This window comes from Tenacibaculum xiamenense (assembly GCF_964513065.1).
Classification (GTDB): Bacteria; Bacteroidota; Bacteroidia; order Flavobacteriales; family Flavobacteriaceae; genus Polaribacter; species Polaribacter xiamenense.
Window position 1 is genome coordinate 289019 of the sequence record NZ_CAZEQU010000034.1, and the last position, 25881, is coordinate 314899.

The 25881-nt window shown below is 32.4% G+C and carries 20 protein-coding genes; 9 read left to right on the forward strand and 11 right to left on the reverse strand.

Going from position 1 to position 25881, the window contains the following annotated elements; all coding sequences use genetic code 11:
* Positions 1-25 precede the first annotated feature (25 nt).
* Both ACKTTV_RS15975 and ACKTTV_RS15980 read left to right on the forward strand, forming a co-directional pair.
* Entirely contained in the window at positions 26-916 is an 891-nt protein-coding gene (locus tag ACKTTV_RS15975; protein ID WP_408031866.1) for an ATP-binding cassette domain-containing protein, read from the forward strand.
* Positions 917-948: 32 nt separating this feature from the next.
* Entirely contained in the window at positions 949-4602 is a 3654-nt protein-coding gene (locus tag ACKTTV_RS15980) for an ABC transporter permease/M1 family aminopeptidase (RefSeq protein WP_408031867.1), read from the forward strand.
* A 78-nt stretch (positions 4603-4680) separates the two neighbouring features.
* Here the strand turns inward: ACKTTV_RS15980 and ACKTTV_RS15985 are convergent, their stop codons facing one another.
* From ACKTTV_RS15985 to trkA, 9 genes are all read right to left on the reverse strand, one after another.
* Positions 4681-4905 carry a hypothetical protein gene (locus ACKTTV_RS15985; RefSeq protein WP_408031868.1) on the reverse strand — a complete coding sequence of 75 codons (225 nt, stop codon included), beginning with the start codon at positions 4903-4905 and terminating at the stop codon, positions 4681-4683.
* A 284-nt stretch (positions 4906-5189) separates the two neighbouring features.
* A complete protein-coding gene (locus tag ACKTTV_RS15990) occupies positions 5190-5351 on the reverse strand; it encodes a hypothetical protein (protein ID WP_408031869.1) in 162 nt (53 codons plus the stop codon).
* Between the two features lie 16 nt (positions 5352-5367).
* Positions 5368-8178, reverse strand: coding sequence for a lamin tail domain-containing protein (locus ACKTTV_RS15995; protein ID WP_408031870.1), 2811 nt, complete (start codon positions 8176-8178; stop codon positions 5368-5370).
* A 233-nt stretch (positions 8179-8411) separates the two neighbouring features.
* Complete coding sequence (locus tag ACKTTV_RS16000) at positions 8412-8576, reverse strand: hypothetical protein (protein WP_176829879.1); 165 nt, start codon at positions 8574-8576, stop codon at positions 8412-8414.
* Positions 8577-8594: 18 nt separating this feature from the next.
* Positions 8595-12434, reverse strand: a complete 3840-nt coding sequence (locus tag ACKTTV_RS16005) for a T9SS type A sorting domain-containing protein (protein WP_408031871.1) — start codon at positions 12432-12434, stop codon at positions 8595-8597.
* A 36-nt stretch (positions 12435-12470) separates the two neighbouring features.
* Complete coding sequence (locus ACKTTV_RS16010; RefSeq protein ID WP_408031872.1) at positions 12471-13028, reverse strand: phage tail protein; 558 nt, start codon at positions 13026-13028, stop codon at positions 12471-12473.
* A gap of 228 nt (positions 13029-13256) precedes the next feature.
* Entirely contained in the window at positions 13257-13820 is a 564-nt protein-coding gene (locus ACKTTV_RS16015) for a phage tail protein (protein ID WP_408031873.1), read from the reverse strand.
* 230 nt (positions 13821-14050) lie between these two features.
* Positions 14051-15550, reverse strand: coding sequence for a TrkH family potassium uptake protein (locus ACKTTV_RS16020; protein WP_408031874.1), 1500 nt, complete (start codon positions 15548-15550; stop codon positions 14051-14053).
* Positions 15551-16897 (reverse strand): Trk system potassium transporter TrkA, encoded by a 1347-nt coding sequence (gene trkA / locus ACKTTV_RS16025; protein WP_408031875.1) that lies wholly within the window; start codon positions 16895-16897, stop codon positions 15551-15553.
* Positions 16898-16995: 98 nt separating this feature from the next.
* On the opposite strand from trkA, the gene radC reads away from it, so the two are divergent.
* Genes radC through ACKTTV_RS16040 form a run of 3 tightly spaced genes read left to right on the forward strand, consistent with a single transcriptional unit; the run spans position 16996 to position 19916 of the window.
* Positions 16996-17682, forward strand: coding sequence for a RadC family protein (gene radC / locus ACKTTV_RS16030; protein ID WP_408031876.1), 687 nt, complete (start codon positions 16996-16998; stop codon positions 17680-17682).
* 24 nt (positions 17683-17706) lie between these two features.
* Positions 17707-19011, forward strand: coding sequence for a DUF7033 domain-containing protein (locus tag ACKTTV_RS16035; protein ID WP_408031877.1), 1305 nt, complete (start codon positions 17707-17709; stop codon positions 19009-19011).
* On the forward strand, positions 19011-19916 hold the full coding sequence (locus tag ACKTTV_RS16040) for a hypothetical protein (RefSeq protein ID WP_408031878.1): 906 nt from the start codon (positions 19011-19013) through the stop codon (positions 19914-19916). The genes ACKTTV_RS16035 and ACKTTV_RS16040 overlap by 1 nt, the downstream gene beginning before the upstream one ends.
* Here ACKTTV_RS16040 and ACKTTV_RS16045 read toward each other — a convergent pair.
* Positions 19906-21162 carry an oligosaccharide flippase family protein gene (locus tag ACKTTV_RS16045; RefSeq protein ID WP_408031879.1) on the reverse strand — a complete coding sequence of 419 codons (1257 nt, stop codon included), beginning with the start codon at positions 21160-21162 and terminating at the stop codon, positions 19906-19908. The two genes, ACKTTV_RS16040 and ACKTTV_RS16045, sit on opposite strands and share 11 nt — an antisense overlap.
* Entirely contained in the window at positions 21149-22285 is a 1137-nt protein-coding gene (locus ACKTTV_RS16050; protein WP_408031880.1) for a glycosyltransferase family 4 protein, read from the reverse strand. The genes ACKTTV_RS16045 and ACKTTV_RS16050 overlap by 14 nt, the downstream gene beginning before the upstream one ends.
* A gap of 62 nt (positions 22286-22347) precedes the next feature.
* Between ACKTTV_RS16050 and ACKTTV_RS16055 the strand changes: the two genes are divergently transcribed.
* The 4 genes from ACKTTV_RS16055 to ACKTTV_RS16070 all read left to right on the forward strand — a co-directional run bounded on the left by ACKTTV_RS16055 (position 22348) and on the right by ACKTTV_RS16070 (position 25860).
* A complete protein-coding gene (locus ACKTTV_RS16055) occupies positions 22348-23028 on the forward strand; it encodes a YjjG family noncanonical pyrimidine nucleotidase (protein WP_408031881.1) in 681 nt (226 codons plus the stop codon).
* A 117-nt stretch (positions 23029-23145) separates the two neighbouring features.
* Positions 23146-23694: a hypothetical protein gene (locus ACKTTV_RS16060; protein ID WP_408031882.1), complete on the forward strand. Its 549-nt coding sequence runs from the start codon at positions 23146-23148 to the stop codon at positions 23692-23694.
* The gene (locus tag ACKTTV_RS16065; RefSeq protein ID WP_408031883.1) at positions 23694-25070 is read left to right on the forward strand and encodes a DUF5723 family protein; all 1377 of its coding nucleotides are present in this window, start codon (positions 23694-23696) and stop codon (positions 25068-25070) included. Before ACKTTV_RS16060 ends, ACKTTV_RS16065 begins: the two co-directional genes overlap by 1 nt.
* Positions 25071-25122: 52 nt before the next feature.
* Positions 25123-25860, forward strand: a complete 738-nt coding sequence (locus ACKTTV_RS16070; protein WP_408031884.1) for a hypothetical protein — start codon at positions 25123-25125, stop codon at positions 25858-25860.
* Positions 25861-25881 lie beyond the last annotated feature (21 nt).

Genomic DNA, 25881 nt, shown 5'->3' on the forward strand with positions numbered 1-25881 from the left:
ATTAAACAAACATAATATTTTACTTATGAGATTAGTTGTTGAAAATCTTGCTAAAACGTATAAAAATGGTGTAAAAGCTATTGATCATTTGAACCTTAGTATAGGCACGGGAATGTTCGGACTTCTAGGTCCTAATGGTGCTGGTAAATCTTCTCTAATGAGAACGATAGCAACCCTACAAAGCCCAGATACGGGATCGATTACTTTTGATGGTATTGATGTTTTAAAGGACCCAATGAGCTTTAGAAAAGTTTTAGGGTACTTGCCTCAATCTTTTGGGGTATATCCTAAAATGTCTGCTGAAGATTTATTGGATTATTTTGCGACTTTAAAAGGAGTTTCTTCTAAATCTGATAGAAATAAGATCATAACTAATGTTTTAGAGATAACAAACTTATATGATGTTCGAAAAAAACATGTAGCTGGTTATTCTGGAGGAATGAAACAACGTTTTGGTATTGCGCAACTATTATTGAACAACCCAAAACTTATAATAGTTGATGAGCCAACGGCAGGTTTAGATCCGGCCGAAAGACATCGATTTTTAAATGTGTTAAGAGAAGTAGGAACAAATTCAACAGTGATTTTTTCTACACATATTGTTGATGATGTAAAAGAATTGTGCAATGAAATGGCTATTTTGAATGGAGGACGTATTTTAAAACATACAACTCCTGAAGAATCAACAAAGGAAATTGAAGGGAGAATATGGACCAAAATTGTAAATAGAGATGATTTAGAAAAACATGAATCTATGTTTAACGTACTGTCGGCCAATTATAATCAAGATAATACCTTAAACATTCGTGTCTTTTCGGATGAAAAACCAAATGAGGAGTTTGTTAATGCAGCTCCACAATTAGATGACGTGTATTTTATAGCTTTAAAGAAAGATGAATCAGTAAAATCTGCCTAGTTGCTTTTAGTTAAATTATAAAAACAAAATATATGTTTTCTACAATATTTAAACATGAAGTGAATTACTGGTTTAAGAAACCAGCCTTCTATATATATCTTTCAATTTTTTTCGTTGTATCTCTTTTTTTCTCAGCAGCAAGCGCTGGTTTTTTTGATGGTCTTGTTGTGAGTGTAGGTGGAAATAAAATAGTAAATTCTCCATTGGGAGTTCACGGAATGTTCAATGGAATGGCACAATTGATTTTTTTCCTATTTCCATCAATAATTGGTGTAACTATTTTTAGAGATTACAAGAGTGAAATGCACTCTATTTTGTATTCTTATCCATTTACAAAAAGTAGTTACTTATTTGCAAAATTTTTAAGCGGACTTCTAATAGTTTCCATAATAGTACTTTCTGTAGGGCTAGGTGTAATTATAGGTTTTAGGTTACCTGGAACAAACTCAGAAATAATTGAAACTTTTAACTTCTCTTCTTATGTATACACCTACTTGGTTTATGTAATTCCAAATTCAATTTTGTTTGGTGCGATAGTTTTCGCTGTAGTTACTTTTACGAGAAACATCGCCTCAGGATTTATTGCAATTGTCATTGTTATGTTTATTCAAGGGTTGATGTCGAGTTTACTATCTGAAGAAGAAAATAGATTTATTGCAGGGCTTATTGACCCTTATGGAGATTCTGCGCTAAAATATTATACAAGATACTGGACTGTAGCAGAACAAAATGAGGTTGCTTTACCTTTTAAAGGTTTAATAGTCTATAACAGATTGCTTTGGTTAGGAATTTCATCGTTAATTTTTGGTTTTGTTTATAAGAAGTTTTCTTTTGCTCAAAACCCTTTGTCTTTATCAATCTTTAGAAAGAAACAAGGAAATAGAGTAGTTAAGTCTAATTTTGGAGGTATTACCAAAGTACAGTTACCTAAAGTTACTTATAGTTTTTCTTTTTTTCAAAATTTAAAAACGACTTGGAAATTAGCAAAAGTAGATTTTAAATATGTTGTAAAGGCTGTTCCTTTTGCTGCAATTGTCTTGGTAGGACTAATTCTAATTATAGTTTCATTATCAGAAACAGGGCTGTTGTTTGGTACGAAAACATTACCTGTTACTTGGAAAACACTTCAATATGGAACTGGAGCCTTTACTTTATCAATAAATATCATAACATTTTTGTACGCAGGTATGTTAGTTCATCGTGGTAAGATGGCTAAAGTAAATCATTTGGTTGATGTAACTCCTACACCAAACTGGGTGTTATGGCTATCGAAGTTAATTGCATTATTAAAAGTTCAGCTAGTATTGCTGCTTATTATCATGATATCGGGAGTACTGTTTCAAACTTATAACGGGTTTTATAATTATGAACTATGGCATTATTTTTTCGAATTATTTGTATTAAAATTTGTTCACTTAGCTATTTGGGCTTTTATGGCACTTTTTATACAAACACTTGTGGGGAATCCTTATATAGGTCTTTTTATTTTAATTCTTATCAATTGGGGACTTCCATTTTTAGATAAAGCAGGAATTGAGCAGTCTATTTTTAAATATAACCAAGGACCAAGTTTCAGGTATTCAGATATGAATGGTTATGGTTCTTCCTTAAAAAGTTATCTAATTTATAAAGGGTATTGGACTTTAGGAGGTCTTATATTGGTAGTGTTATCTGGATTGTTTTGGGTTAGAGGAATTCCTAGCTCTTTTAAGGAGAGACTGTCTATTTTAAAGGAAAGGCTCTCATTAAAAACCAGCGTTGTTTTGGTTGTTCTTACAATTGCTTTCTTTGGATTAGGAGCACGAATTTATTACGAAAATAACATTTTAAATAAACGAACTTCTAGTAAAGAAAACGAGGAACTTAGTGTTGAGTGGGAGAAAAAATATAAAAAATATGAAGGAAAAGCACAGCCGCGAATTGTAGCAGTGAATGTAAATATGAATATTTTTCCTAAGACCTACGATTTTAACTCTTCCGGTACTTATAAAATGATTAATAAAACGAATGAGGTTATTGATTCATTATTATTAAATCATAACAATTATCCAAGTACTTTTAAATTTAATATACCAGTAGATTTAGTTTCAGAAGATACGATTCACAATTTTGATATCTATAAATTGAAAACTCCTTTGCAACCTGGTGATAGCTTAGAACTCGCCTTTTCACTGAAAAATAAACCGAATACTTTCTTTAGAAAGAATTCACGAGTAAGGGAAAATGGAACATTTATCAATAGTGGAATTTATCCTTCTTTTGGGTATTCATCTCAAGGTGAGCTTCGTGATGATAAAACAAGGAAGAAGTATGGATTGGCTAAAAACGATTTAAAACCACATCCTTCAGATAGCACAGCTTTAGGGAACACATATATTTCAAGAGATAGTGATTGGATTGATTTCGAAGCTACGGTTAGTACGGATGAAGATCAAATAGCAATAGCTCCCGGATACTTACAAAAAGAATGGAATGAAGGAGGTAGAAGGTACTTTCATTACAAAATGGATAGTAAGATTTTAAACTTTTTTGCTTTCAATTCTGCGAAGTATGAAATTAAAAGAGATAAATGGAAAGATGTAAATCTTGAAATTTATTATCATAAAGGACATGAGTATAATTTAGACAGAATGATGGATGGAATAAAAGCTTCTTTAGAGTATAATTCAGAAAATTTTAGTCCATACCAACATAAGCAAGTCAGAATTATAGAGTTCCCAAAAACAGGAGGGTCTTTTGCTCAATCATTTCCAAATACCATCCCTTTTTCAGAATCTATAGGATTTATAGCAGATGTAAATAAAGAAGATGAAGGAGTTGATTATCCATTTTCGGTTACTGTACATGAGTTAGCGCATCAATGGTGGGCTCATCAAGTAATTGGAGCAGATGTATTAGGTGCTACCATGTTATCAGAAAGTCTTTCTGAATATGTTTCATTGAAGGTGTTAGAGCATAAAGCTGGTAAAAATGAAATGAGAAAGTTCTTAAAGAAGTCTTTAGATAATTACTTAACAAGAAGAACTTTTGAGAGAAAAAGAGAAAAGCCTCTAATGTATAATGACGGACAGGGTTATATTCATTATCAAAAAGGTTCTTTAGTACTTTATGCCTTGAGTGATTATATAGGTGAGGATAAGTTAAACGGAGCTTTGAAAGAATATGTTGATAAAGTAAAGTTTCAATCTCCTCCTTATACAACCTCCATTGAAATGGTAGATTATATTAGAAAAGTAGTACCAGATAGCTTAGAGTATACCATTAAAGATATGTTTGAAACTATTACGTTGTACAGAAATCGAATTATAGATGTTAGTTCGAAAGAATTAGGAGGTGGCAAGTATCAAGTAGATATTGAGTTTAATGTAAGTAAATATAGAAATGATGATAAAGGTAAACGATACTTTGGAGAAAAAATGGGTGATACTATTTCTTACAAAACGGAAAAAATGAGAAAGCCTATATTATCAGTTCCGTTAAACGATTATATTGATATTGGAATTTTTGGAGAGAAAGATGTAGATGGTAAAAAAGAAGAAGTAGAGTTATATTTGAAAAAACATAAAATCACTCAAATTAACAACAAAATCACTCTTATTGTTGATCAGAAGCCAGTAGAGGTAGGGGTAGATCCTTACAATAAATTAATTGATACTAAATCAGATGATAATAGGAGAAAGCTATAAAAATATACGTTTTAATTAAAAAGAGTTTTTTAGAAGTAAAGTAAAATAGAAAGAGGTGAATGTTAATTCACCTCTTTTTTATATTTTATCTAATATCCATTCTTTTAAGTCTTGTAGGTTACTGAATACAAGATTGATGGTGTAGTCAACGGAATCAACCTGTACTTCTGAGTATTTATCAGGCATAACAGCAATAAATTTTCCTTTGGTTGGATGTATAAAATTATAATGAATAGCGTTTAAAAACGAATCATATCCTGCATTTTTGAACGATAGCTTTGTTAAGGTTAAATCAGTAATCATAACTATATATTTTTAATTAATTATTTAAGGTGATTTTCATTATCTCAAACTATATGCCATAGTTTATCGGATATGAACTTAATTTAAAGATACTAGCAAAAGAATGAAAAAGGATTAAATATAGATCAAGTCTTTTTTACTGTGGGTTAGTGTAAGTTTCTTGTAGTTAGGTAGTTGTGTGTTTTTTTACATTGTGGTGATATGAAAGCAATTTTGATTTGAAAGTTCATTAATGAATAAAGCTCGATTTTCCATCGAGCTTTATAAATGTTGATTTTTTAGTTTTAAAATCCTTCACCGGGGGCATCTGGGCTCTGAGCCTGTGCCTTTTTGGGATTAAGTAAAATGTACATTCCTAATGAGGAAAGAGCTGTATATTTACCGTAATTCCCTATTTTTTTAATAGCTTCTTTTCTTGATATGTTTTTGTTGACTTCTTTTTTCATTTTCTTTTAATTGTAATTACTTAATAACTATTTTCTTGCTAATCATTCCTAATGAAGAATATATTTCTATCAAATAAACTCCAGTTGATAACTGTGGTATTTTAATTGTTGTGTTTCCATTAGAGTTAAACTTGGTGCTCATAATTTTCTTTCCAATAATTGAGTATAATGATAAAGGAGCTTCTTTTGTTTGTAGTCCAGTAATTGTAATAGAATTATTAGTTGATTTGTAAATACTAACGTTGTTTAATAGTTCAAGAGGAGTAATGTCTAGTGTTTTCTTTTTAGTGTGTATGTAAAATTGGCCAAATCCATCGACTTCTTCATTTAGAACAACTGGATAAGCTCGTTCAAATAAATTTATAAAAAACTTATTGACTCTATCTTCTAATATTAGCTTTATATCAGCAGGAAAATTTAATGCTGTAGCAGAAAACGTAACTTGCCCAGCTTTAGATTTTATTCCAATAGGAATTTCTAAAGTTTCATAATGGTTATTAGGTAAAGTTTGAATGGCTAATTGTTGTCCTTTATTGTCTGAAATCAATTGAGTAAATATAGTTAGGTCGGAAGTATCTTCACTAAAACATTTCGAATCATAACCATTATCAAAACCTGTGGTTTTATGATCTATAAAAAACACCTTCGTAGATTTTTGTTTTCCTTTACTATCAATGAATAACTCAAAAGTGGGATAAGATTTTACTGAATTCCTTACAAAAGTATCGTTGGTTTGATGACTTTGGTTCGAAACGTCGAATATTAAATTACCATTTTCTGAAGCTTCAATAAAAAATCCTTGCCCTGGAGCTAATTCAATTGGTGATGCAGCGTTATAGGTTACATATTGCTCACCATTCCAAAGCCAGATAGTTTCTTCCGACAATAATGTCGTATTTGAAGTGGCGAATGTAGCTGAATTAACATAAGAGGTAAATGGATTTCCAATTAGGTTAAAATTATTTACGTTTTGGGTAATTGGAAAACCCACATTTTCATTGTTTAAGGTTCCTGTAAAAGAAATAGAGCCAGGGGAAGCCAATTTTACAGAAACTCCTTGACCTGGAACTAAATATCCTGTTGAATTTATTGTTTGATAATTCCAAGAGGTACCATCATTTTTATATGGAGCTATACCAATATTTGAATTTGTTCCAGAAGAAAACGTATGATTATTAATTAAGTTTTCAATTGTTTCTCCAGAAAGAGGGGAAGAAATTAAGTACCAATTTGAAGTTGGTAAATTTCTTTCATAGGTAACATTACCGATAAGATTCGCATTTGCAATTAAAGAGGTTCCTGAGTTCATTTTTAAAGAATTTATGCTAACAGGACTAGAAACGTTAGGGTAGTTTGTTAAACCATAAGGGATAACTACATCGGAGTTATAGGAGGGAATATTGCCGTCAAGCCAGTTCGTCGAAGTGTTCCAGTTATTGTCAGTTATTCCAACCCATTTTATTTTTGACGAGAATGCTGTATTATTACTGTTATTTCTTCCAGGAGAAAATAAACCAGGATTGGTCGTAATCTCTGAGTGATCTACAAAAGATCCATGAACATCATTATTTCTGGCTATAGATTGATTATTTCCTGCAGAGGAATATGTTTCGACTAAAATGGAATTGTTGTTTTCATCTTTAATAGAGATAATATCTCCACTATTGTTTAGACCTAAAGAGCCAGAAGATGCTACTTGAACTAATCCTGGAACCGTTACGGGGGTTCCCGCGCCAAAAATTACGATAGTTTCTTCTTTTGGAATAATGGTGCCGTTAGGGAACGTATGTCGTATTTTGGTAGCATCTTGTAATAGCCAATTTGATATATCCAAATCAGTTCCACTATTATTATATATTTCGATAAACTCATCATCAGCTGTATCAATTATTCCATCACCATTTGCGTCACCATTAGAAGAATCGGGGTCTGCATGAATTTCATTTATAACCAATGCCTTGTCATCGTCTAATATAGATATTGTATGTTCGGAAATTGAAATGTCAGCGGTTCCGTTAGTAACAATCAAATTCAAGACAATAGTTTCATTGTCAATGTCGGTATCATGGTTTATATCTAAGGAAACATATTTTGTTCCGTTATCATTAAAATTTAAGGAAGTTGTGTTTAGCACATAATCACTAGCTTCGGCTGTGCTACTTTCATCAATGGATAAATTTATTGTAACATTTGAATCGTAATTAACCATTTTAATAGGTATCATTGTATTGAATGGATTATTAGTTTCCGTCTTAACGCTCGAGCTAGATTCGAAACCAACGGTTGGATTTGAAGTTGAGTAGGCTGTCCAAATAACATCGTCAACGGCAATACGGTTATCACCTCCACCGTTGTCACCTCCTATCTTGTTAGTTATTCTAAGAACGAAATTACCTGCTATATTAATATTATTAATAGAAGCAGTTGTTGCAGGAGAGTTTTCATCTCCATTGTAAGATACAGTTCCAATTTCCGAGCCGTTAATATAAATAGTTAATGTACCAGAATCAGTTCCTGAGAAGAATTGTTTAAAGGTTAAGGTTATTGATTGAATTCCATTGGGAATTGTGCCTGACTCAACATAGGTGTTTGCTGTGTCATCATTAAGACCAGCTGCGGTTCCATTAATATCGGCTCCATTCGTTCGAGAATTAGTAGCTGTCCAAATAGACCCATCGTTGCCTGTCCAAGTTCTTGTTTTATATCGAGTAGAAGAACTAGTATCGATATTATCAAAGGTTTCATGGCCTTGTCCGTAAGATGATCGTGTGCAGAAAAATACTAACATAGCACATGTAATCATCTTGTAAAAGTAGATTTTGTTCATAGACTTTTTTTACTAGATTTTAAATTGAATAATAATATGTATTGGAAAGTTTAATCACCTTTAGAAAAAAGACGAGTATTCAAATCCATAGCATAGCTTAAAAGTAAAGAAATATCTATAACAAAAGTAGTTTTTGAAACTTTTTTTTGTTTTTAAGTTCGGTTAATCAGTTGTTTAAATAAAAAAAAAACCTCAAGTTGAAGCTTGAGGTTTTAGTTTTATAAAGCGAATTATTAGAAGTCTTCTCCAGGTGCTTCAGGACTTTGAGCTTGAGCTTTCTTTGGGTTTAATAATAAATATGTTCCTAAAGCCGTTAGGGCTGTGTATTTACCATAGTTTCCAATTTTTTTAAGAGCTTCTTTACGTGAAATATCTGTATTGTTACTTTGTTTTTTCATTTGTCGTCAAAATTGTAATTACTCAATAATAATTTTCTTACTTACTTTTCCTAAATCAGAACGAACCTCTACTAAATAAATTCCTGTTGGTAAATCAGGTATAGTAACATTAGTAGTTCCGTTAGAATCAAATTTAGTAGTCATAATTTTCTTTCCAACTACTGAGTATAAAGCTAACGTAGCTTTTTCTGTTTTTAATCCAGCAATTGTAATTGTACTGTTAGAAGATTTGTAAACACTTACATTACTTAAAGATTGAGTTGGATCGTTACTTAAAACCTGTCTAGTTGTATGGATATAAAACTGTCCAATTCCATCGATACTCTCTGTTAATGTGATTGAATAGTCTTGTTCTGATAGGTTAGTAAAAGTTTCATTTACTCTGTCTTCTAAGAAAACTTTAATATCAGTAGGAAGGTTTAATGCATTAGCAGAGATTGTTATTTCTCCAGTTTTTGCTTTAACTCCGACTGGAATAATCATGTTTTCAAAATCACTATTAGGTAATGTTTGAATAGCTAACTTTTTTCCTTCGTTATTTGTAACTAACTCTGAGTATATTTTTAAATCAGAAGTATCTTCATTGAACATTTTAGAATCATACCCATTATCGAAAGATGTTGTTTTTCCATCTACATAAAATACTTTAGTAGACTTTTTCTCATCTTGTCTTTCAACAAACAATTCGAAAGTTGGATAAGAACTTTCTGAACTTCTCATAAAAGTATCTGTAGTCTGATGACTTTGATTTGCATAAGCAAAAGTAACATTTGTACTACCTGCAGAAGCAGCTTCAACAAAGAAACCTTGACCAGGAGCTAATTCAATTGGCGAGATAACATTGTATGTTACATATTGTGTACCGTCCCACAACCAAATTGTTTCTTCTGATAGAACCCCTGTATTATCCGCTGTGAAAGTAGCCGAGTTTACATAAGATGTAAATGGGTTTCCTAATAAATTAAAGTTTGTTCTTGTACCACCTGAAATTGGAGTAAGTACGTTAGAAGTATTTATTGTTCCAGAGATTGTCAAGTCTCCAGCAGACGCTAATTTTACTGAAACACCAATTCCATTTGCAATGGTTCCTAGTTGTCCCGCCTGTGCGTAAAGCCAAGCTGGTCCTGTAACATTACTATAGTATCCTAAACCTAAGTTACCACCCGTTCCTGAAGCGAAAATATGATTTGCCAAAACATCTTGCAGCGTTTCTCCAGCAACAGGAGCAGAAACTAAATACCAATTCGTAGTTGGTAGGTTTCTAGTATAAGTAACAGTTCCATTAACAGAAGATTGAGCGATAAATGATGCACCATTGTTTAAAGTTATACTGTTAACGGTTACACCAGATGTAGCTGTAGGATAGTTTGTTAACCCATTAGGGATAACCACATTTCCTCCAGTATGAGGAACAACGTTATTGTTCCAGTTGGAAGCATTACTCCAGCTGTTACCAGCACTTCCAGTCCAAGTATAAGTATTGTAATATATGTCTATATTAAAAGTTGATGAATTTGGACATGTTCCAGCAGTTGTGTAAGTAACAGTATATGTTCCAGGTGTAGAAGCCGAAACATCAATAGTTCCATTTGAAGCAATACTTAATCCAGCGGTTGACGAGAATGAACCTCCAGTTAACCCAGTAATAGTTGGAGAAGGATCAGAATCTTCTGTTGTGTATGATGAAGCTGCATAACTAAAAGAAGCATCATCTAAAGGATTAATGGTAACACTAGCAGTTGCAGAGTTCGGACACGTTCCCGCTGTTGTATAAGTCACAGTATATGTTCCAGGTGTAGAAGCTGAAACATCAATAGTTCCATTCGAAGCAATACTTAAACCAGCGGTTGATGAGAAAGAACCTCCAGTTAATCCAGTAATAGTTGGCGAAGGATCAGAAGCATCTACACAATAAGCTGAAGCGCCATAGTTAAATGAAGCGTCATCTAAAGCATTAATGGTAACACTAGCAGTTGCAGAGTTCGGACATGTTCCAGCGGTTGTATAAGTCACAGTATATGTTCCAGGTGTAGACGCTGAAACATCAATAGTTCCATTTGAAGCAATGCTTAAACCAGCAGTTGACGAGAAAGAACCTCCAGTTAAACCAGTAATAGTCGGAGAAGGATCAGAAGCATCTACGCAATACGCAGAAGCACCATAGTTAAAAGAAGCGTCATCTAACGCATTAATAGTAACACTAGCAGTTGCAGAGTTCGGACACGTTCCTGCTGTTGTATAAGTAACAGTATATGTTCCAGGTGTAGACGCTGAAACATCAATAGCTCCATTTGAAGCAATGCTTAAACCAGGAGTTGATGAGAAAGAACCTCCCGTTAATCCAGTAATAGTCGGAGAAGGATCAGAAGCATCTACACAATACGCAGAAGCACCATAGTTAAATGAAGCGTCATCTAAAGCATTAATGGTAACACTAGCAGTTGCAGAGTTCGGACACGTTCCTGCTGTTGTATAAGTAACTGTATATGTTCCAGGTGTAGATGCTGAAACATCAATAGTTCCATTCGAAGCAATACTTAAACCAGCAGTTGACGAGAAAGATCCTCCAGTTAAACCAGTAATAGTTGGCGAAGGATCAGAAGCATCTACACAATAAGCTGAAGCACTATAGTTGAATGAAGCGTCATCTAACGCGTTAATAGTAACACTAGCAGTTGCAGAGTTCGGACACGTTCCAGCTGTTGTATAAGTAACGGTATATGTTCCAGGTGTAGACGCTGAAACATCAATAGTTCCATTCGAAGCAATGCTTAAACCAGCAGTTGACGAGAAAGATCCTCCAGTTAATCCCGTAATAGTAGGAGATGGGTCAGAAGCGTCAACACAATAAGAAGAAGCTCCATATGAGAAAGAAGCATCATCTAAATTATTTACAGTAACAGTTACACTTCCACAGCTTCCAGGAGTCACGCACCCTCCTTCACCACGGATATAATAAGTTGTAGTGGTTGTTGGGCTTACATTAAAGGTACCAGTAGCGGTAGTTCCTATTTGAGTCCCTCCACAAGAACCTGTATAAATATGCCAATTGGTAGCATCGTTTAAGTTACCTGTAATATTTAAGTTGGTATTTCCCCCAGTACATATAGGTGAGGCTGCGGCTGTAACCGTTGGTACATCTGGATCAGTACAAGAACTAGTTCCTTTTAGTACTATATTATCAAATGCAAACTCCTCGTGAGACTCTGGCATAGAAAAGCGCACTCTTATTTCAATAGTATTACCGCTTACAGTGCTTCCAGTAATGGCATCTAAATCTAAATTAAAAGAGGTCATAGCGGTATTGACAAAAGTAGTTTCTCCTCCATCAATGGCTCCACTTAAATTATCATCACGAGTTAATCCAAGTGTTCCAGGATTACCATAAAAAGCCAAAATACTAGTGTAACTTCCTGTACCATCAATTCGATAATCAACAATTAAAAAATCGTCGACTTCATATCTTGTGTTAAGAGTATTGGGAAAGGCTACATCAATATCTATAGTAAGATTTGATTTTCCACTAATATTAACGGGGTCTAATTCAATATAAGAATGTCCATTAAAACCTCCATTTAGAAAATTAATATCTTCTCCACCAATCATATTGGTATTATTGCCAGTAATAGTTCCAGCAAAAGTAAAATTTGATGGTATATCTCGTCTAATATAGTCGGCACCGTCTGTTTTGAAAACTTGCGAAGCATAATCTGTTCCAGTATCACCATTACCAAGAGCGTATCCAGAAAAGTCTGAACCTTCGAAATCTTGTTGATGAATAATGGTTTGTGCATTGACGATTGGTATGGAGTTAAGTATCGTGAAAACAATTAGAAACCAAAAGGTAATTTTTTTCATGTTTAATGTAGTTTATGATTTAGTAATAAAAATATTTTAATTTCTAGCTGGATAAGTTCCATATAAAGCGATGATGTAGTTTAATGCTAAATATGGTTGAATATTGTCATGAGATTGAGAACCTCCTGTATTATTTAAGGTAGTACTAGCAACAATTGAATTTCCCATTTGAGTGTTAACTGTTGTACTTGAGTATATTTCAGAGCCTGTACCCGAACCACTTGCTAAAACAACTCCTGGACCTAGGGTATCTTCATCACCTGATGCACTTTGTCCGTAAAGGTTGGCTGTTGTTTGAGCTATATGTGAATGAGAAGGAATCTGTAAAACATTTAAAGTAACTTCTTCAATACCTCCTCGTTGTCCTAAGACTCTAGGAGACAAACCAGGACCTGTTCTAGGGCCCATTGGCACTCTTCCTCTTAAATCAGGTAAACCAAAAGAGGTTCTTCCATCACCACCATACGTAGTTCCTAGGATGGAAAATAAGGCTGTATTGCTATTTATTGCGAGTAGTTGTCCGTCACAAAGTGCCCAACCTCTTGGAGCAAAGTTTCCAGCGAACAACATAATTTGACCTATAAATGGATTCATAATAATTAATTTAATTGGTTTTGGTTATCAGAATACCCAAAATTCATAGGGAAAAGTTGAATCTAGCATTTAGAATTTGCAATTTCTCCTCTTCAACACTGAATAAGCAGGTATCATCTTTTAAATATTTTGTAAAGTGTTTTGTGATAATATAAAACTCCAATAAGTTGTGATTATTAAAAGATAACTATCACAACTTGAGTTTAAATATTGTTTAAAAAACGTGTTTTAATTTCTACTCGGGAATATACCTTGTGTTGCAATAATATAGTTTAAAGCAAGAAAAGGTTGCACGTTGGTATGCCATTGACTCCCTCCTTGATTGAGTACCGTTGTTTGAGCAATAATTGAGCTGTCTCCCATTTTAGTATTAGCGGCTTGAGAAGTATATACTTCAGAACCTGTACCTGATCCACTAGCAAGAACTACTCCTGTACCTATAGTGTCATCATCACCACTAGCACTCTGTCCATAAAGATTGGCTGTAGTCTGTGCAAGGTGAGTGTGAGAAGGAATTTGATTAACAGTTAAGGTTACGGTTTCAACACCGCCTCTAGCTCCTAATTGATAGTTAGATAATCCTGGTCCGCGTCCTTGATGTACAGGAACTCTACTTCTAAGATCTGGTAAAGCAAAAGAAGTTCTTCCATCTCCACCATAAGTAGTTCCTAAAAGAGAAAATAAAGCCTGATTAGAAGAAATTGCTAAGATTTGTCCATCGCAAAATGCCCAACCCCTTGGAGCAAAGTTGCCAGCAAATAAAATTATTTGCGCTAACATTGGTTCATCCATTGTAAATTGATTTAGTAGTTAATGTTCTATTTGGTTATGAGTAAATTAATACTTCTGTTAATATAGGAAATATTATCTACCTCAAAAAATATTTTGTTTTCCTGTATACAAAGTTATTTCTTTTGTACATAACTAGAGGTTGTTATAGCATGAGCGTACTCTTTTTAGGCGTAAGAGTGCTAATTTTTGGAACGAAAGTTTGTTTTTTGATTAATGTGCTGGAAATCAGGTTAGTTTTTTCTCCAGAAAAAGGGTGTTAATAAAATTAATACTGTAAATAATTCTAATCGCCCAATGAGCATTAAAAATGAACAGAACCATTTTGCTCCAATAGATAAATGCGAAAAGTTATCTACAGGGCTTACGCTTCCAATGGCGGGTCCAATATTACCTAAAGAAGAAGCACATGCTCCTAGAGCAGATTTGATATCAAGACCTAAAAAAGCTAGGATTACTGTGCCTACAATAAAGATAAGCATATATAAAATAAAGAAAGAAAGTATGTTAAAAACAATAGATTGATTTACTGCTTTTCCATCGTATCTTACTGGTATAATAGCATTCGGGTGTAATGATTTTTTAAACTCCAAAAAGCTATTTTTTAGCATTACAATATGTCTAACAATTTTTACACCACCAGAGGTTGATCCAGCCGAACCTCCAACAAAAAATAGGGCAAAAAATATACCCGTTACAAAGAAACTCCACATCGTAAAATCAGCAGAGACAAAGCCCGTAGTTGTAACTACTGAGATAACCGAAAATAACGAATGTCGTATTGCACTTTCAGTTTCGCCATAGATCATTGGGTGGTCTATGGAAGTTTGTAAATTAGGATCTTGAAAGAAGATAATTGTTACCGCAATAATCATTGAAATTCCGATAATACTGAACATATAATATTTGAATTCTTCATTTCGCAAAACTTTGTTTACCTCACCTTTAAGGGCATGATAAGTTAAAACAAAATTGGTTCCGGCAACAAACATAAAGAAGATAATAATGTATTGAATCATTGGCATGCCATTCCAATGTGCGATGCTCGCATTTTTCGTTGAGAATCCACCAGTACTTACAGTGGCCATTGAATGATTAATGGCATCAAACCATGTCATGCCTGCTAGTTTCAAAAGTAAAAACTCAACCACTGTTAAAAGTACATAAATTTGCCATAATCTCTTGGCTGTATCTGTAATTCTAGGGTGTAGTTTATCAGCAGATGGACCAGGAGCTTCCGCCATAAAAAGTTGCATACCTCCAATACCTAATAAAGGTAAAATAGCAATGGTTAAAACAATAATTCCCATTCCACCAATCCAGTGGGTTGCACTTCGCCAAAAAAGTATTCCCTTTGGCATAGATTCAATGTCTTTAAGTATTGAAGATCCAGTTGTGGAATATCCCGAAATAGTTTCGAAAAAGGCATCTGTAACAGAAGGGATGGAACCAGTTAATAAATAAGGAAGCATTCCTGTTGAGGTTAACATAAGCCAACCTAGAGTAACTATTAAGTATCCTTCTTTGGTCTGAATATTTTTTGAATCAGGTTTGTTAAAAAAGAATAATAAGGCGCCTATAGTTATGGTAATTATTCCCGCGTTTAAAATTCCTAATGCTTGATCTTCTTCAAAGTATAAGCTAAATGGAACGGCCATCCACATAAATAAACCGTTTAAAACCGCCGTTATACCTAAAAAGCGATAAATAATTTTAAAGTTTAGATTTTCCATCTAATTAAATAAGTCTTCTACAATTGATATTGCTTCTGGTAAACAGAAAACAATGGCTTTATCTCCACTTTGTAATTGAAAATCACCAAAAGACATCAATGCTTTTCCATCTCTAATTACACCTCCAATAATTGCTTCTCTCGGAAATCTTAATTCTTTAATAATTTTCCTAGTAACCTTAGCGTCAGGTTGAACTTCAAATTCAAACACCTCGGCGTCAACGTTATGAAGATTGGCTAAAGCTAAAATTTCGCCTTTACGAATATGACGGAAAATATTACTTGCAGCAATTAATTTTTTATTAATTAAAGTGTCAATACCAATAGTTTGAGATATATTGATGTAGTCCATGTTTTCAACAAGTGCTACGGTTTTCTTAACTCCTTTTGATTTAGCGACTAAACAAGACATGATATTGGTTTCCGAATCACCAGTAACAGCAACAAAAGCGTCCATTTCACGGATGTTTTCTTCTTCTAACAATTCTAAATCTCTACCATCTCCATAGATTACAAGTGTATGGCGTAATTCTTCAGCTAATTGAAACGCTTTTTCCTTATTTTTTTCAATAAGTTTTACTTTGAAGTTGTCCTTGCAAAGTTTTCTCGCTGTTTTTCTCCCAACTCTACTACCTCCAAGAATCATTACATTTTTAATGTCGATATGTTCCTTACCTATAATTTCATATAGTTTATTAATACTATAGCTTGGTACGGAAAAATAAACCTGATCATTTAATTTATAGGTAGAATCTCCTCTAGGAATAATTGTTTGAGCAACTCCTTCACGTTTAATAGCAATGGTAATAAAATCTACTAAACAAAACTTATCCTTTGCCTCTTTAACAGTTAAATCTAAAATAGGAGATTTATAGCCTAAAGTGGTACCCATTACATTGAAAACTCCATTTTCAAAGGCAACAGTATCATTAAAAGATGATTGATTTAATAACAATTTTATTTCCTTGGCAGCTAATTCTTCAGGCGATATCATAAAATCTACTCCAAAACCTTTGAAATTAACAATTTCATTGCTTAAAAATTCAGGATTACTGATTCTGGCAATCGTTTTTTTAGCCCCCAAAGCTTTACCTATAACCGATATAGTAAAATTGGTGTTCTGGCTGTCAGTAACTGCTAAGAGTAAATCGGCACTGTCAATTCCTACTTCTTTTAAAAGTTTAATAGAGGTAGCATCACCTTTTTTAGCAATAACATCTAAGTGATTGTTTATATAATTTAGTTTATCTCCATCGAAATCGATGATGTACGTATCTTGCGATTCGTAAGATAACAATTTAGCCAAATGAAAGCCTACGTCTCCGGCTCCGGCTATGATTATTTTCATATCAAAAAATAAAAAAAGATAGCACACAAAGATACTGTGCTTGTTTCGGTTGTGCAAAAAATGATTTATATTTATCAAAAATTAAATGAATTGCACAAATGAAAAAGTTATCGATAAAATCGTGGGCTCTTGATGATAGACCACGTGAAAAAATGCTGCTAAAAGGTAAAGAATCTCTTTCAGATGCAGAGCTTATGGCTATTTTAATAGGGTCTGGAAATAGGCAAGAAAGTGCTGTTGATTTATCCAAAAGAATCTTAAGATACATTAACAACAATTTGAATAAATTGTCAAAGTTATCTATAGAAGAATTGATGCAATTTAAAGGAATAGGGGAAGCGAAGGCAATAACTATTGTTACTGCGCTTGAATTTGGAAAAAGAAGGCAATTTGAAGATAAAGCGTTCTTACCTAAAATAACAAGTTCAAGTGAAGTAATGCCAATAATAGGTCCAGTCTTATATGATTTGGATCATGAGGAGTTTTGGGTGTTGTATTTAAATAATGCGAATAAAGTTATTTCAAAACAACAAATAAGTAAAGGAGGTTTAACGGCAACTTTGGTAGATGTTCGTATTATTTTTAAGAAAGCTATGGAATTAAACTCAGTTGGAATTATTCTATGTCACAATCATCCCTCAGGGAAGCTAAGCCCAAGTAAAGCAGATATTGAATTAACTAATAAAATTAAGGTAGCCTCCTCAACACTTGATATAAAATTATTAGATCATCTAATAATAAGTGAAAAAACGTATTTTAGCTTTGCGGATGAAGGAATCTTATAGGTTTCTTCCATAGATAAAACAACAATGCTTTTAATATATACCCACAAATTGACTCCAAGAGTTCGATATATATTTAAACATATATTGACAAGAATTCTTCAAATACCTATCGATTTTACGATGAAAGTGGAAGAGTTTGTGGCTCATAATGGTCCAAAATTTTCATATACTAAGGTAGCTTTAGGTAAAGAGTTTTTTGTAAAAAGTCATGAGTTACTTTTTCAACAAGGAATAAAAGACATTGAGATAACATTGAGTAATTGGGAAGGAGTTCCTTGCTTTTTTTTACAAGGCGAAAAGTCTGATATACCTTTTGATATATTTTCCGCTAGTTTTTATTTAATATCCAGGTATGAAGAGTATTTGCCACATATTAAGGATAAATTTGGGCGGTTTAAAGCTATTGAAAGCTTAGCTTATAAGAATGGTTTTTTGGAAAAACCAGTTATCGATATATGGGCATATAAATTTTTGACTGAATTAAAAAGAAGATTTCCTGATTACGGATATAAAAATCGTTCATATCAATATATTTCTACTATTGATGTAGATAATGCTTATGCATATAAGTATAAAAGTTTTGTTAGAACTGTTGGGGGCTTTTTGAAGGATGCTTACCAAGTCAAAGTTTTTAATTTATGGGATCGATTTGCGGTTCGATTTAATATTAAAAAAGATCCTTTTGATACCTTTCAAAAGATTATTAACTTCAAAAAGGAACATGATGTAAGAACTATTTTTTTCTTTTTAATTGGTGATTATACTTCATATGATACCAATGTTTCAGCTTCTAAATCTAAATTCAAATTATTGATAAAAGATATGGTAGATTATGCGAGGGTGGGCTTACATCCTTCTTATTACACCATGAAAAATACAGAAATGCTAAAAAAGGAGAAAGAAAGATTGGAAGCAATTACAAATATTCCTGCAACCCGTTCTCGCCAGCATTATTTACGTTTTACGTTGCCTGATACTTATCAAAAGCTGATTGATTTAGAAATAACTGAAGATTACTCTATGGGGTATGCAAGTATGGCTGGTTTTAGGGCGAGTACTTGTACGCCATTCTACTTTTATGACATTGATTTTGAAATTCAAACACCTTTAAAGGTTTTTCCGTTTGCCGTAATGGATACGACTCTTAATGATTATATGAAGTTAACACCTAAAAGAGCGTTGGGTAAAATAAGAGATTTGAAAAACGAAGTAAAAAGAGTTAATGGCGTATTTATTACTTTATTTCATAATGAAAGTTTAAGTGGCTATCAACGATGGCGTGGATGGAGTAGGTTGTATGGTTCGATGCTAAAAATTGTGAAGAGTTAATGATAACATATTTTGAAAGGGACAATCTAGATATTGAAAAATATAATTATTGTATTGAAAATGCCATTCAGTATAATATATTTGGGTATTCATGGTATTTAGATATTGTATGTGAACAATGGGGGGCATATGTTCTCAATGACTATGAGGCTGTAATGCCAGTACCTTGGAGAAAGAAAATGTTTATTAAATATGTTTATCCTCCTCTTTGGATAATACAGTTAGGAATTTATTCAAAGCAGATTGAAGATGAGAATGAATTTTTAATCGAGGTTTTCGATGATTTTCGATTTGTTGAACTAAGAATGAATGTGAAAAATTCATTCAGTATGTTAAACAAGTTTCAGAAGGAAAAACAACTCCAAGTTATATCGCTCAAAAAAGACTATGAAACAATCAAGGGGGGCTATAATCGAAATAGGAAAAGAGAATTAAAAAAATCTTTAGAAGCAGACTTAACGGAACATTGGGGTGATAACCCTTCTCGTTTTATAAAACTGTTTAAACACAACGTGGGAAAGAAGGTTCATAAAATAAAAGAATCAGATTACCAAAATTTACATACACTTATGCAGGTATGTATTGAAAAGAAAGTAGGAGAGTTACTTACTATATACGACAAAAAAGGTAATTTGGTATCTGGAGCTTTCTTTTTGAAACAAAGAAATAGAATCACAGAATTGGTGTGCTCTTCGGATTTCAAGAATAGAAAAAACGGGGCTAATACATTTATGAATGATAGAGCTGTTTATAGATATGAGAAGAACTACGATGTTTTTGATTTTGGTGGTTCATCAATGAGAAATATTGCAAAATATTATAAAAGTTTTGGGGCAAAAGATGAAAACTATGTTCAATTAGCATATAACAATTTACCTAAGCTTTTAAAATTAATTAAGCGTTAATGTATTTTTTATAAAAAAAGAAAAAGCCCAAACAAGAAGCTATACCTGTAAACCAAAGGAGAACAGCAGAAGTAAAAGCCGCTCCTTTGATGCCAAAAATAGGAATTAAGAAGTAATTTGAGATTATATTCAGAATAATTGCAATAAACATAATGTAGTAGTTAAATCGAACTTTCCCTATTGAGGATAATAAATTACCGAACAATCCTCTTAAAGTCAGGATGCCGACAACCCCAATTGCTACTATCACAAAGCTATCAGTATATATAACGAAAGTAGAATCTAAAAAACTCAGTAAGTTGTTTCCAAAAGAAACAACAATAAAAAGGAAGAAAATACTAATTATTGAGAATAAAAGAATATAGTTTTTTATATATCTAAAGACATATGTTTTATCCCTTATGTTTTCCGTAAACTTTACAAAATCTGTAGCAATAAAAACTCTTGGTAAAAAGAGGATGCTATATGGAATAAGGGTTATGTATCGAAAAGCGGTAACCTTTTCTGGAAGCTCTAGTATGTTCCCAATTAGTAAAATATCTACTGAGAATAATAAAAGGGTAGCAACGTTCGAAAGACTGGCATAAAAACCGTATTTCCAAAACTCTCGGTTTATGAAGTTAGGACGATTCGCGGTGTTACCATTGAAAAAAGTTTTTAGATAAAAAAGTAATAATAGCGTTGGAGTAATAATTAGAGCGATTATATATCCAATTTCTTTTAAGAAGTAACTTAAAAAAATAACCATTAGTATAAGCAAGGAATTATAGCTAATGTCAATGAAGGCATACTTTTTGTTTTTATGTGTTAATCGAGCTTTTGTTTTTAAAGCCTCAATTAAAAATGCCGGAGCAAATACAAGAGACATTGCGCTAAGATAAATTCCGGAATTCCTGAATTCAAAAGGAATGATAAAGCTGCAAATCGAAGTAATCAAAGTTAAAACTATTGATGCAATTACCCCCTTTTTAACAATATATGAAAATAGAAAATCGTTGTTGGCACTATTTTCAGGAAGAGCGCCATATCTAATATAACTTTGATGTAATCCAAAGCCAATAAGAGGCATTAGAAAAGAAATAATATTCCAAGAATATAGGACTTCTCCGAGCTCTTTATTAGGAATTAGTTGTAAGGTAATCCAAGAGGTGAGAAATGATAGCCCCCTTGAGAATATAGTAGCAAAAAATATATACCCTCCTGATCTATATAGGAAATCTATTATGTACTTTTTAAGATGGTTCATTTAGAGCTTTTAGGTAAAGTAAATTAAACTGATTTGCGATACTTTTTTTGCTGAAGTTAATAACGGCGTAGTTGTGCATATCCCTTTGATTAAACAAGAAGGAACCACGAATTTTTAATAAAACATCTGTTAAAGCCTTTTCATCTTTTGGCTTTATAAGAAAACCGAATTCATCAGGAAAATATTCAGATATTCCTCCAACATCAGTACTAATAACAGGGGTACCGCAAGAAAAACTCTCTAATATTACACAGGGTAAATTTTCATAATTACTAAAAAGAACAAACACATGGGCTTTACTTATTTGTAATGCGATTTCGGAGTGTGGTTGATGATCAAGAAGCTTTACATTTTCGCTCAGCCCTAAGTTTTTTACTTCTTCCTCATACTGAAGCGAATTATCACCGATCAATAAAAGTTGAAATTTACTTACCTCTATAGAAAACTTCTTTACAGCTTTTAAAATCCCATTGATATTCTTGTGAGAATTATTCATACTAGATGCATGAATAATGGTAAAAATCTTTTCCTTTTGCTCGCTTGGTTTAAACAAATTACAATCAACAACATTTGGAACTTTATGGTAATTTCCCTTAAAACCTAAAGAAATCATAGATTCTTTTAAGTTATCGGAAACGGGACATATAAAATGAGATTTTAGAGTTATAAGTTTAGTGAAATAGCGTTCAATTTTACCGATGTTATTGGATTGTGGCTTATGATACCCTGTCCAATGCTCAGAAATTATATAGGGCTTATTTAAAAACCATTTTAAGTATAAAGCAAAGAAACCAAAAGGGTAAAGTTTATTCAAGTGAACAACGTCAAAATCTCCAATTTTTTTGAGCAATAGTTTAAAGGCTTTTTTAAATAGAAGTACTTTTTTTAGCGGGTTTTTAACTATCTTTATATAAGCTATATAGGTTTTAATGCTGTTGCTTTTCGATATTTCAATTTCAATATCTTTTTTTAATGATCCATCTGAAATAATATGAAGTACTGAGACGGAATTATATTCTCCTACGGCTTCGGCATGACGTTGAATAAAGTCTCCATTATGTGGTAAAACTCGAGAAGGGTACCAACCACATAGAAATAGTATATGAAGCTTTTTTTTTACCAATAGTACATATTAAATTTATGCTAAAATAGCTTTTTAAATTATAAAACCTTTAAATTTGGCCCATGACTAATGTAAAACATCTTTTTTTTGATTTAGACCATACTTTATGGGATTTTGAAACAAATTCTGAGTTAACATTTAAGCAAATATTTAAAGAACAAAGCATTGCAATCGACTTTTCAGAATTTTTTAAAATCTATTCACCGATTAACATGAAGTATTGGAGGTCATATAGAGATAATGAAATTAGTAAGGAAGAATTGCGATATAAAAGATTAAGAGAAACATTTGACGATTTAGGTTTCGAAATTTCTGATAAATTAATCAATACTATTTCAAAAGATTATATTGATTACTTACCTAATTATAATAATTTATTAGAGGGAGCAGTAGAAGTGTTGGAATATCTGAAATCAAAATATGTACTTCATATCATAACCAACGGATTTGAAGAGGTTCAAAAACAAAAACTTGAAAAATCAGATATATCACATTATTTTAATGTTATTGTAACCTCTGAATGTGTTGGTGTTAAAAAACCAAACCCAAAGGTTTTCGAACATGCCATGGAAAAGGCAATGGCAGGTGCGGAAGAGTCTGTTATGATTGGTGATAGTTTTGAGGCAGATGTTTTAGGAGCTATGCAAGTAGGAATGAAAGCGATTCATTTGGCAGATGAAAAAAACGATTCAAATGAATTTGTTGCTGTGAAATCATTACATGAATTAAAACAATATTTGTAAAATATCGTTAACTTATAGGGAACAATCAAATTTTAGGGGGAAATATATTCTAGCTTGTTTAAAATTTAAACAAGTTTATTAATAAAAAGAAGAAACCTTAAATATATGTACATAAATATGAAGTATAGAATTGTTAGTATTATTTTTTTTATTGTCGCCTTTGGCTTGTCATCTTGTGTAGAAGATTTGGACTTTGACCAAGCGGATGACATAGAGTTGACCCCCACTTATATCGGATCATTAATTTATTCGAACCTACCTCAAACTTCTTTGGTAAGCCCAACGGGTGTAGAGATAGGTAGAATTACTGATGTAACAAGAGTAGAAATATTTGAAAATTCTGTTACTGATAGACTGAAAAAAGTTGATATTGATTTTGAAATAACCAACCCGTTCAATAGAAGATTTACTATAGATTTTAGGTTTTTAAATCAAGCAAATGACGAAACATATAGGATTCCCCAGATTGCAGTGGGTCCAAATGTAAGTAAATATAAAGTTAAAGAAGAGATAATATTATCGGAAAATAATAATATTTTAAACTCAACTAAAATAGAAGTAACGTTAGAGTTACTGCCAAGCACTGATGGTTCTATAATTGACATCAATGATGACAAAACATTTATATTAAAATCAGCAGGAACCTTTTATTTCGGAATAAATTAATGAAAAAGTTAGTAGTTTTTATGATGTTCCTTACAGGAATATCAATAACATCTGTGGCTCAGAATAAACAGGTGTTGTATGAGTTTGATAAAATTCCTCAGACATTATTGTTAAATCCTGGAAGTAGAGTAAACTATAAATATACAGTTGGAATTCCTTTGTTGTCTGGAATCTCATTTCAGGCTGGAATAACAGGTGTTACAGTTGCTGATATTTTTAGGAATGATGGAGTAGATCCAAATATAAAATTTAGAAATGCGCTAAATAGAATTACAGCTGATGATTATTTGCAATTTAATTCTCAAGTAGAAGTCGTTAGTGGTGGATTCAGGTTGGATGAGAAAAATTTTATTTCGGCAGGTTTTTATACAGAAGTGGATATTTTTGGGAATGCACCAAAAGATATTTTTACATTATTGAATGAAGGAAATGCAGCATACTTAAATAAGAAATTCTTCTTGTCTCAGGGAAACTTTAAAGCAGAAGCACTAGGTGTTTTACACTTCGGATTGTCAAGAAAGGTCAGTGAAAAATTAAATGTTGGAGGTCGATTAAAAATCTATTCTGGAGTAGCGAATGTTATGACAACCAATAATACTGGGAGCTTTACAACAAGATTAGGGCAAGATAATATTTACAGACATTTTTTAAATAATATAAACGCAACTGGATATAGTTCTGGAATTTATGATGAGAATGATGAAGTGGTTGAAGCTGGTACTTTGCTAGGTCGTTCCTTTTTAGGTGGAAATTTAGGGTTAGGAATAGATTTAGGTTTTACTTACCAGTTAGATGAAAATACGGAGTTAACTGCTAGTTTACTTGATATCGGATTTATCGGTTATTCAGAAGATATTAGGAATGCAAATATTAATGGAAGTTATTCGTTTTCAGGAATAGAATTTCAATATGATGGAAATAATACCAACTATTGGGAAGATTTAAGTAATGATTTTAAGTCAAAGGTTCCAACAGAAGAGAATAGAGATTCGTACTCTGTAATGAGACCTATAAAGTTTAACGCTTCAGTTAAACATGTTTGGGGTAAAACTAGAAAGGAAGAAAACTGTTATGATATGAGTTATAATGATTATTATGATAATGGAGTAGGGGCGCAAGTATTTTCAGTATTCAGACCTACAGGACCGAGATTAGCTCTTACAGGATTTTATGAAAGAAGGTTTTTAAGAGGATTAATGGGGAAGTTTACTTATACTGTTGATGATTTTTCCTACACAAACATAGGGGCTGGCTTATCAGCTAAGATTGGAAAAGTGAATATTTATGGTATTGTTGATAATATTTTTGGATTACCAAATTTAGCAGATACTAATACAGCTTCTTTTCAATTAGGAGTGAATTTAATTTTTAGATAAAATAAATTTCAAATATTCTTATATTCATCGTTGAAAATAATAAAAATAATAAATGAAGATTAACAAAGTGTTTTTCGTTATTTTTTGTGCGATAACTTTAACAGGTTATGGTCAGAAAAAAATTAATAGTTACAAATACGTCATTATTCCAACTAGATTCGACTTTTTAAAAAAGGATGATCAATATCAAACGAGTTCATTAACCAAGTTTTTATTTGAAAAGTATGGTTTTAAAGCTTACTTAGATAACGAGGCGTTGCCAGATGATTTAAGTAGAAATAGATGTTTAGGATTAACGGGAGTGGTTAAAGATGCTTCGAGTATGTTTGTAACGAAAAACTTCGTGGAATTAAGAGATTGTAATAACAACATACTTTTCACATCAAAAGAGGGTAGAAGTAAACTGAAAGATTTTAAAAAGGCTTACCATGAGTCGATAAGAAATACTTTTGTTTCTATTAAAAACTTAAGGTATAAATACGTACCTGTTAAGGAAGGAGAAGTTAAAGTTGATAAACCTATTACAACTCCAGTGATTTCAGTATCTCAAGACGATAAATTGGCTAAAAATGATAAGCTGGAATTGTTATATGCACAGCCAGTAAATAATGGATTTCAACTTGTAAATAGTAAACCGGAAAAGGTGTTTGTTATGCTAAGATCTGAATTAGAAAGTGTATTTATTTTAAAAAATAGAAAAGGCATTGTTTATAAAGTGAATGGTTTTTGGAAAGCGGAATATTATGAAGGTGAGAAAAAAATAACTAAATCATATAATATTAAATTCTAGAATTGGCTAGAGTTGATAAAA

What these genes read in the sequence shown, in the direction of transcription:
- ACKTTV_RS15975 (WP_408031866.1), top strand. Translation starts at nt 26, where the DNA reads ATGAGATTAGTTGTTGAAAATCTTGCTAAAACGTATAAAAATGGTGTA.
- ACKTTV_RS15980 (WP_408031867.1), top strand. Translation starts at nt 949, where the DNA reads ATGTTTTCTACAATATTTAAACATGAAGTGAATTACTGGTTTAAGAAA.
- ACKTTV_RS15985 (WP_408031868.1), bottom strand. Translation starts at nt 4,905, where the DNA reads ATGATTACTGATTTAACCTTAACAAAGCTATCGTTCAAAAATGCAGGA.
- ACKTTV_RS15990 (WP_408031869.1), bottom strand. Translation starts at nt 5,351, where the DNA reads ATGAAAAAAGAAGTCAACAAAAACATATCAAGAAAAGAAGCTATTAAA.
- ACKTTV_RS15995 (WP_408031870.1), bottom strand. Translation starts at nt 8,178, where the DNA reads ATGAACAAAATCTACTTTTACAAGATGATTACATGTGCTATGTTAGTA.
- ACKTTV_RS16000 (WP_176829879.1), bottom strand. Translation starts at nt 8,576, where the DNA reads ATGAAAAAACAAAGTAACAATACAGATATTTCACGTAAAGAAGCTCTT.
- ACKTTV_RS16005 (WP_408031871.1), bottom strand. Translation starts at nt 12,434, where the DNA reads ATGAAAAAAATTACCTTTTGGTTTCTAATTGTTTTCACGATACTTAAC.
- ACKTTV_RS16010 (WP_408031872.1), bottom strand. Translation starts at nt 13,028, where the DNA reads ATGAATCCATTTATAGGTCAAATTATGTTGTTCGCTGGAAACTTTGCT.
- ACKTTV_RS16015 (WP_408031873.1), bottom strand. Translation starts at nt 13,820, where the DNA reads ATGGATGAACCAATGTTAGCGCAAATAATTTTATTTGCTGGCAACTTT.
- ACKTTV_RS16020 (WP_408031874.1), bottom strand. Translation starts at nt 15,550, where the DNA reads ATGGAAAATCTAAACTTTAAAATTATTTATCGCTTTTTAGGTATAACG.
- trkA (WP_408031875.1), bottom strand. Translation starts at nt 16,897, where the DNA reads ATGAAAATAATCATAGCCGGAGCCGGAGACGTAGGCTTTCATTTGGCT.
- radC (WP_408031876.1), top strand. Translation starts at nt 16,996, where the DNA reads ATGAAAAAGTTATCGATAAAATCGTGGGCTCTTGATGATAGACCACGT.
- ACKTTV_RS16035 (WP_408031877.1), top strand. Translation starts at nt 17,707, where the DNA reads ATGCTTTTAATATATACCCACAAATTGACTCCAAGAGTTCGATATATA.
- ACKTTV_RS16040 (WP_408031878.1), top strand. Translation starts at nt 19,011, where the DNA reads ATGATAACATATTTTGAAAGGGACAATCTAGATATTGAAAAATATAAT.
- ACKTTV_RS16045 (WP_408031879.1), bottom strand. Translation starts at nt 21,162, where the DNA reads ATGAACCATCTTAAAAAGTACATAATAGATTTCCTATATAGATCAGGA.
- ACKTTV_RS16055 (WP_408031881.1), top strand. Translation starts at nt 22,348, where the DNA reads ATGACTAATGTAAAACATCTTTTTTTTGATTTAGACCATACTTTATGG.
- ACKTTV_RS16060 (WP_408031882.1), top strand. Translation starts at nt 23,146, where the DNA reads ATGAAGTATAGAATTGTTAGTATTATTTTTTTTATTGTCGCCTTTGGC.
- ACKTTV_RS16065 (WP_408031883.1), top strand. Translation starts at nt 23,694, where the DNA reads ATGAAAAAGTTAGTAGTTTTTATGATGTTCCTTACAGGAATATCAATA.
- ACKTTV_RS16070 (WP_408031884.1), top strand. Translation starts at nt 25,123, where the DNA reads ATGAAGATTAACAAAGTGTTTTTCGTTATTTTTTGTGCGATAACTTTA.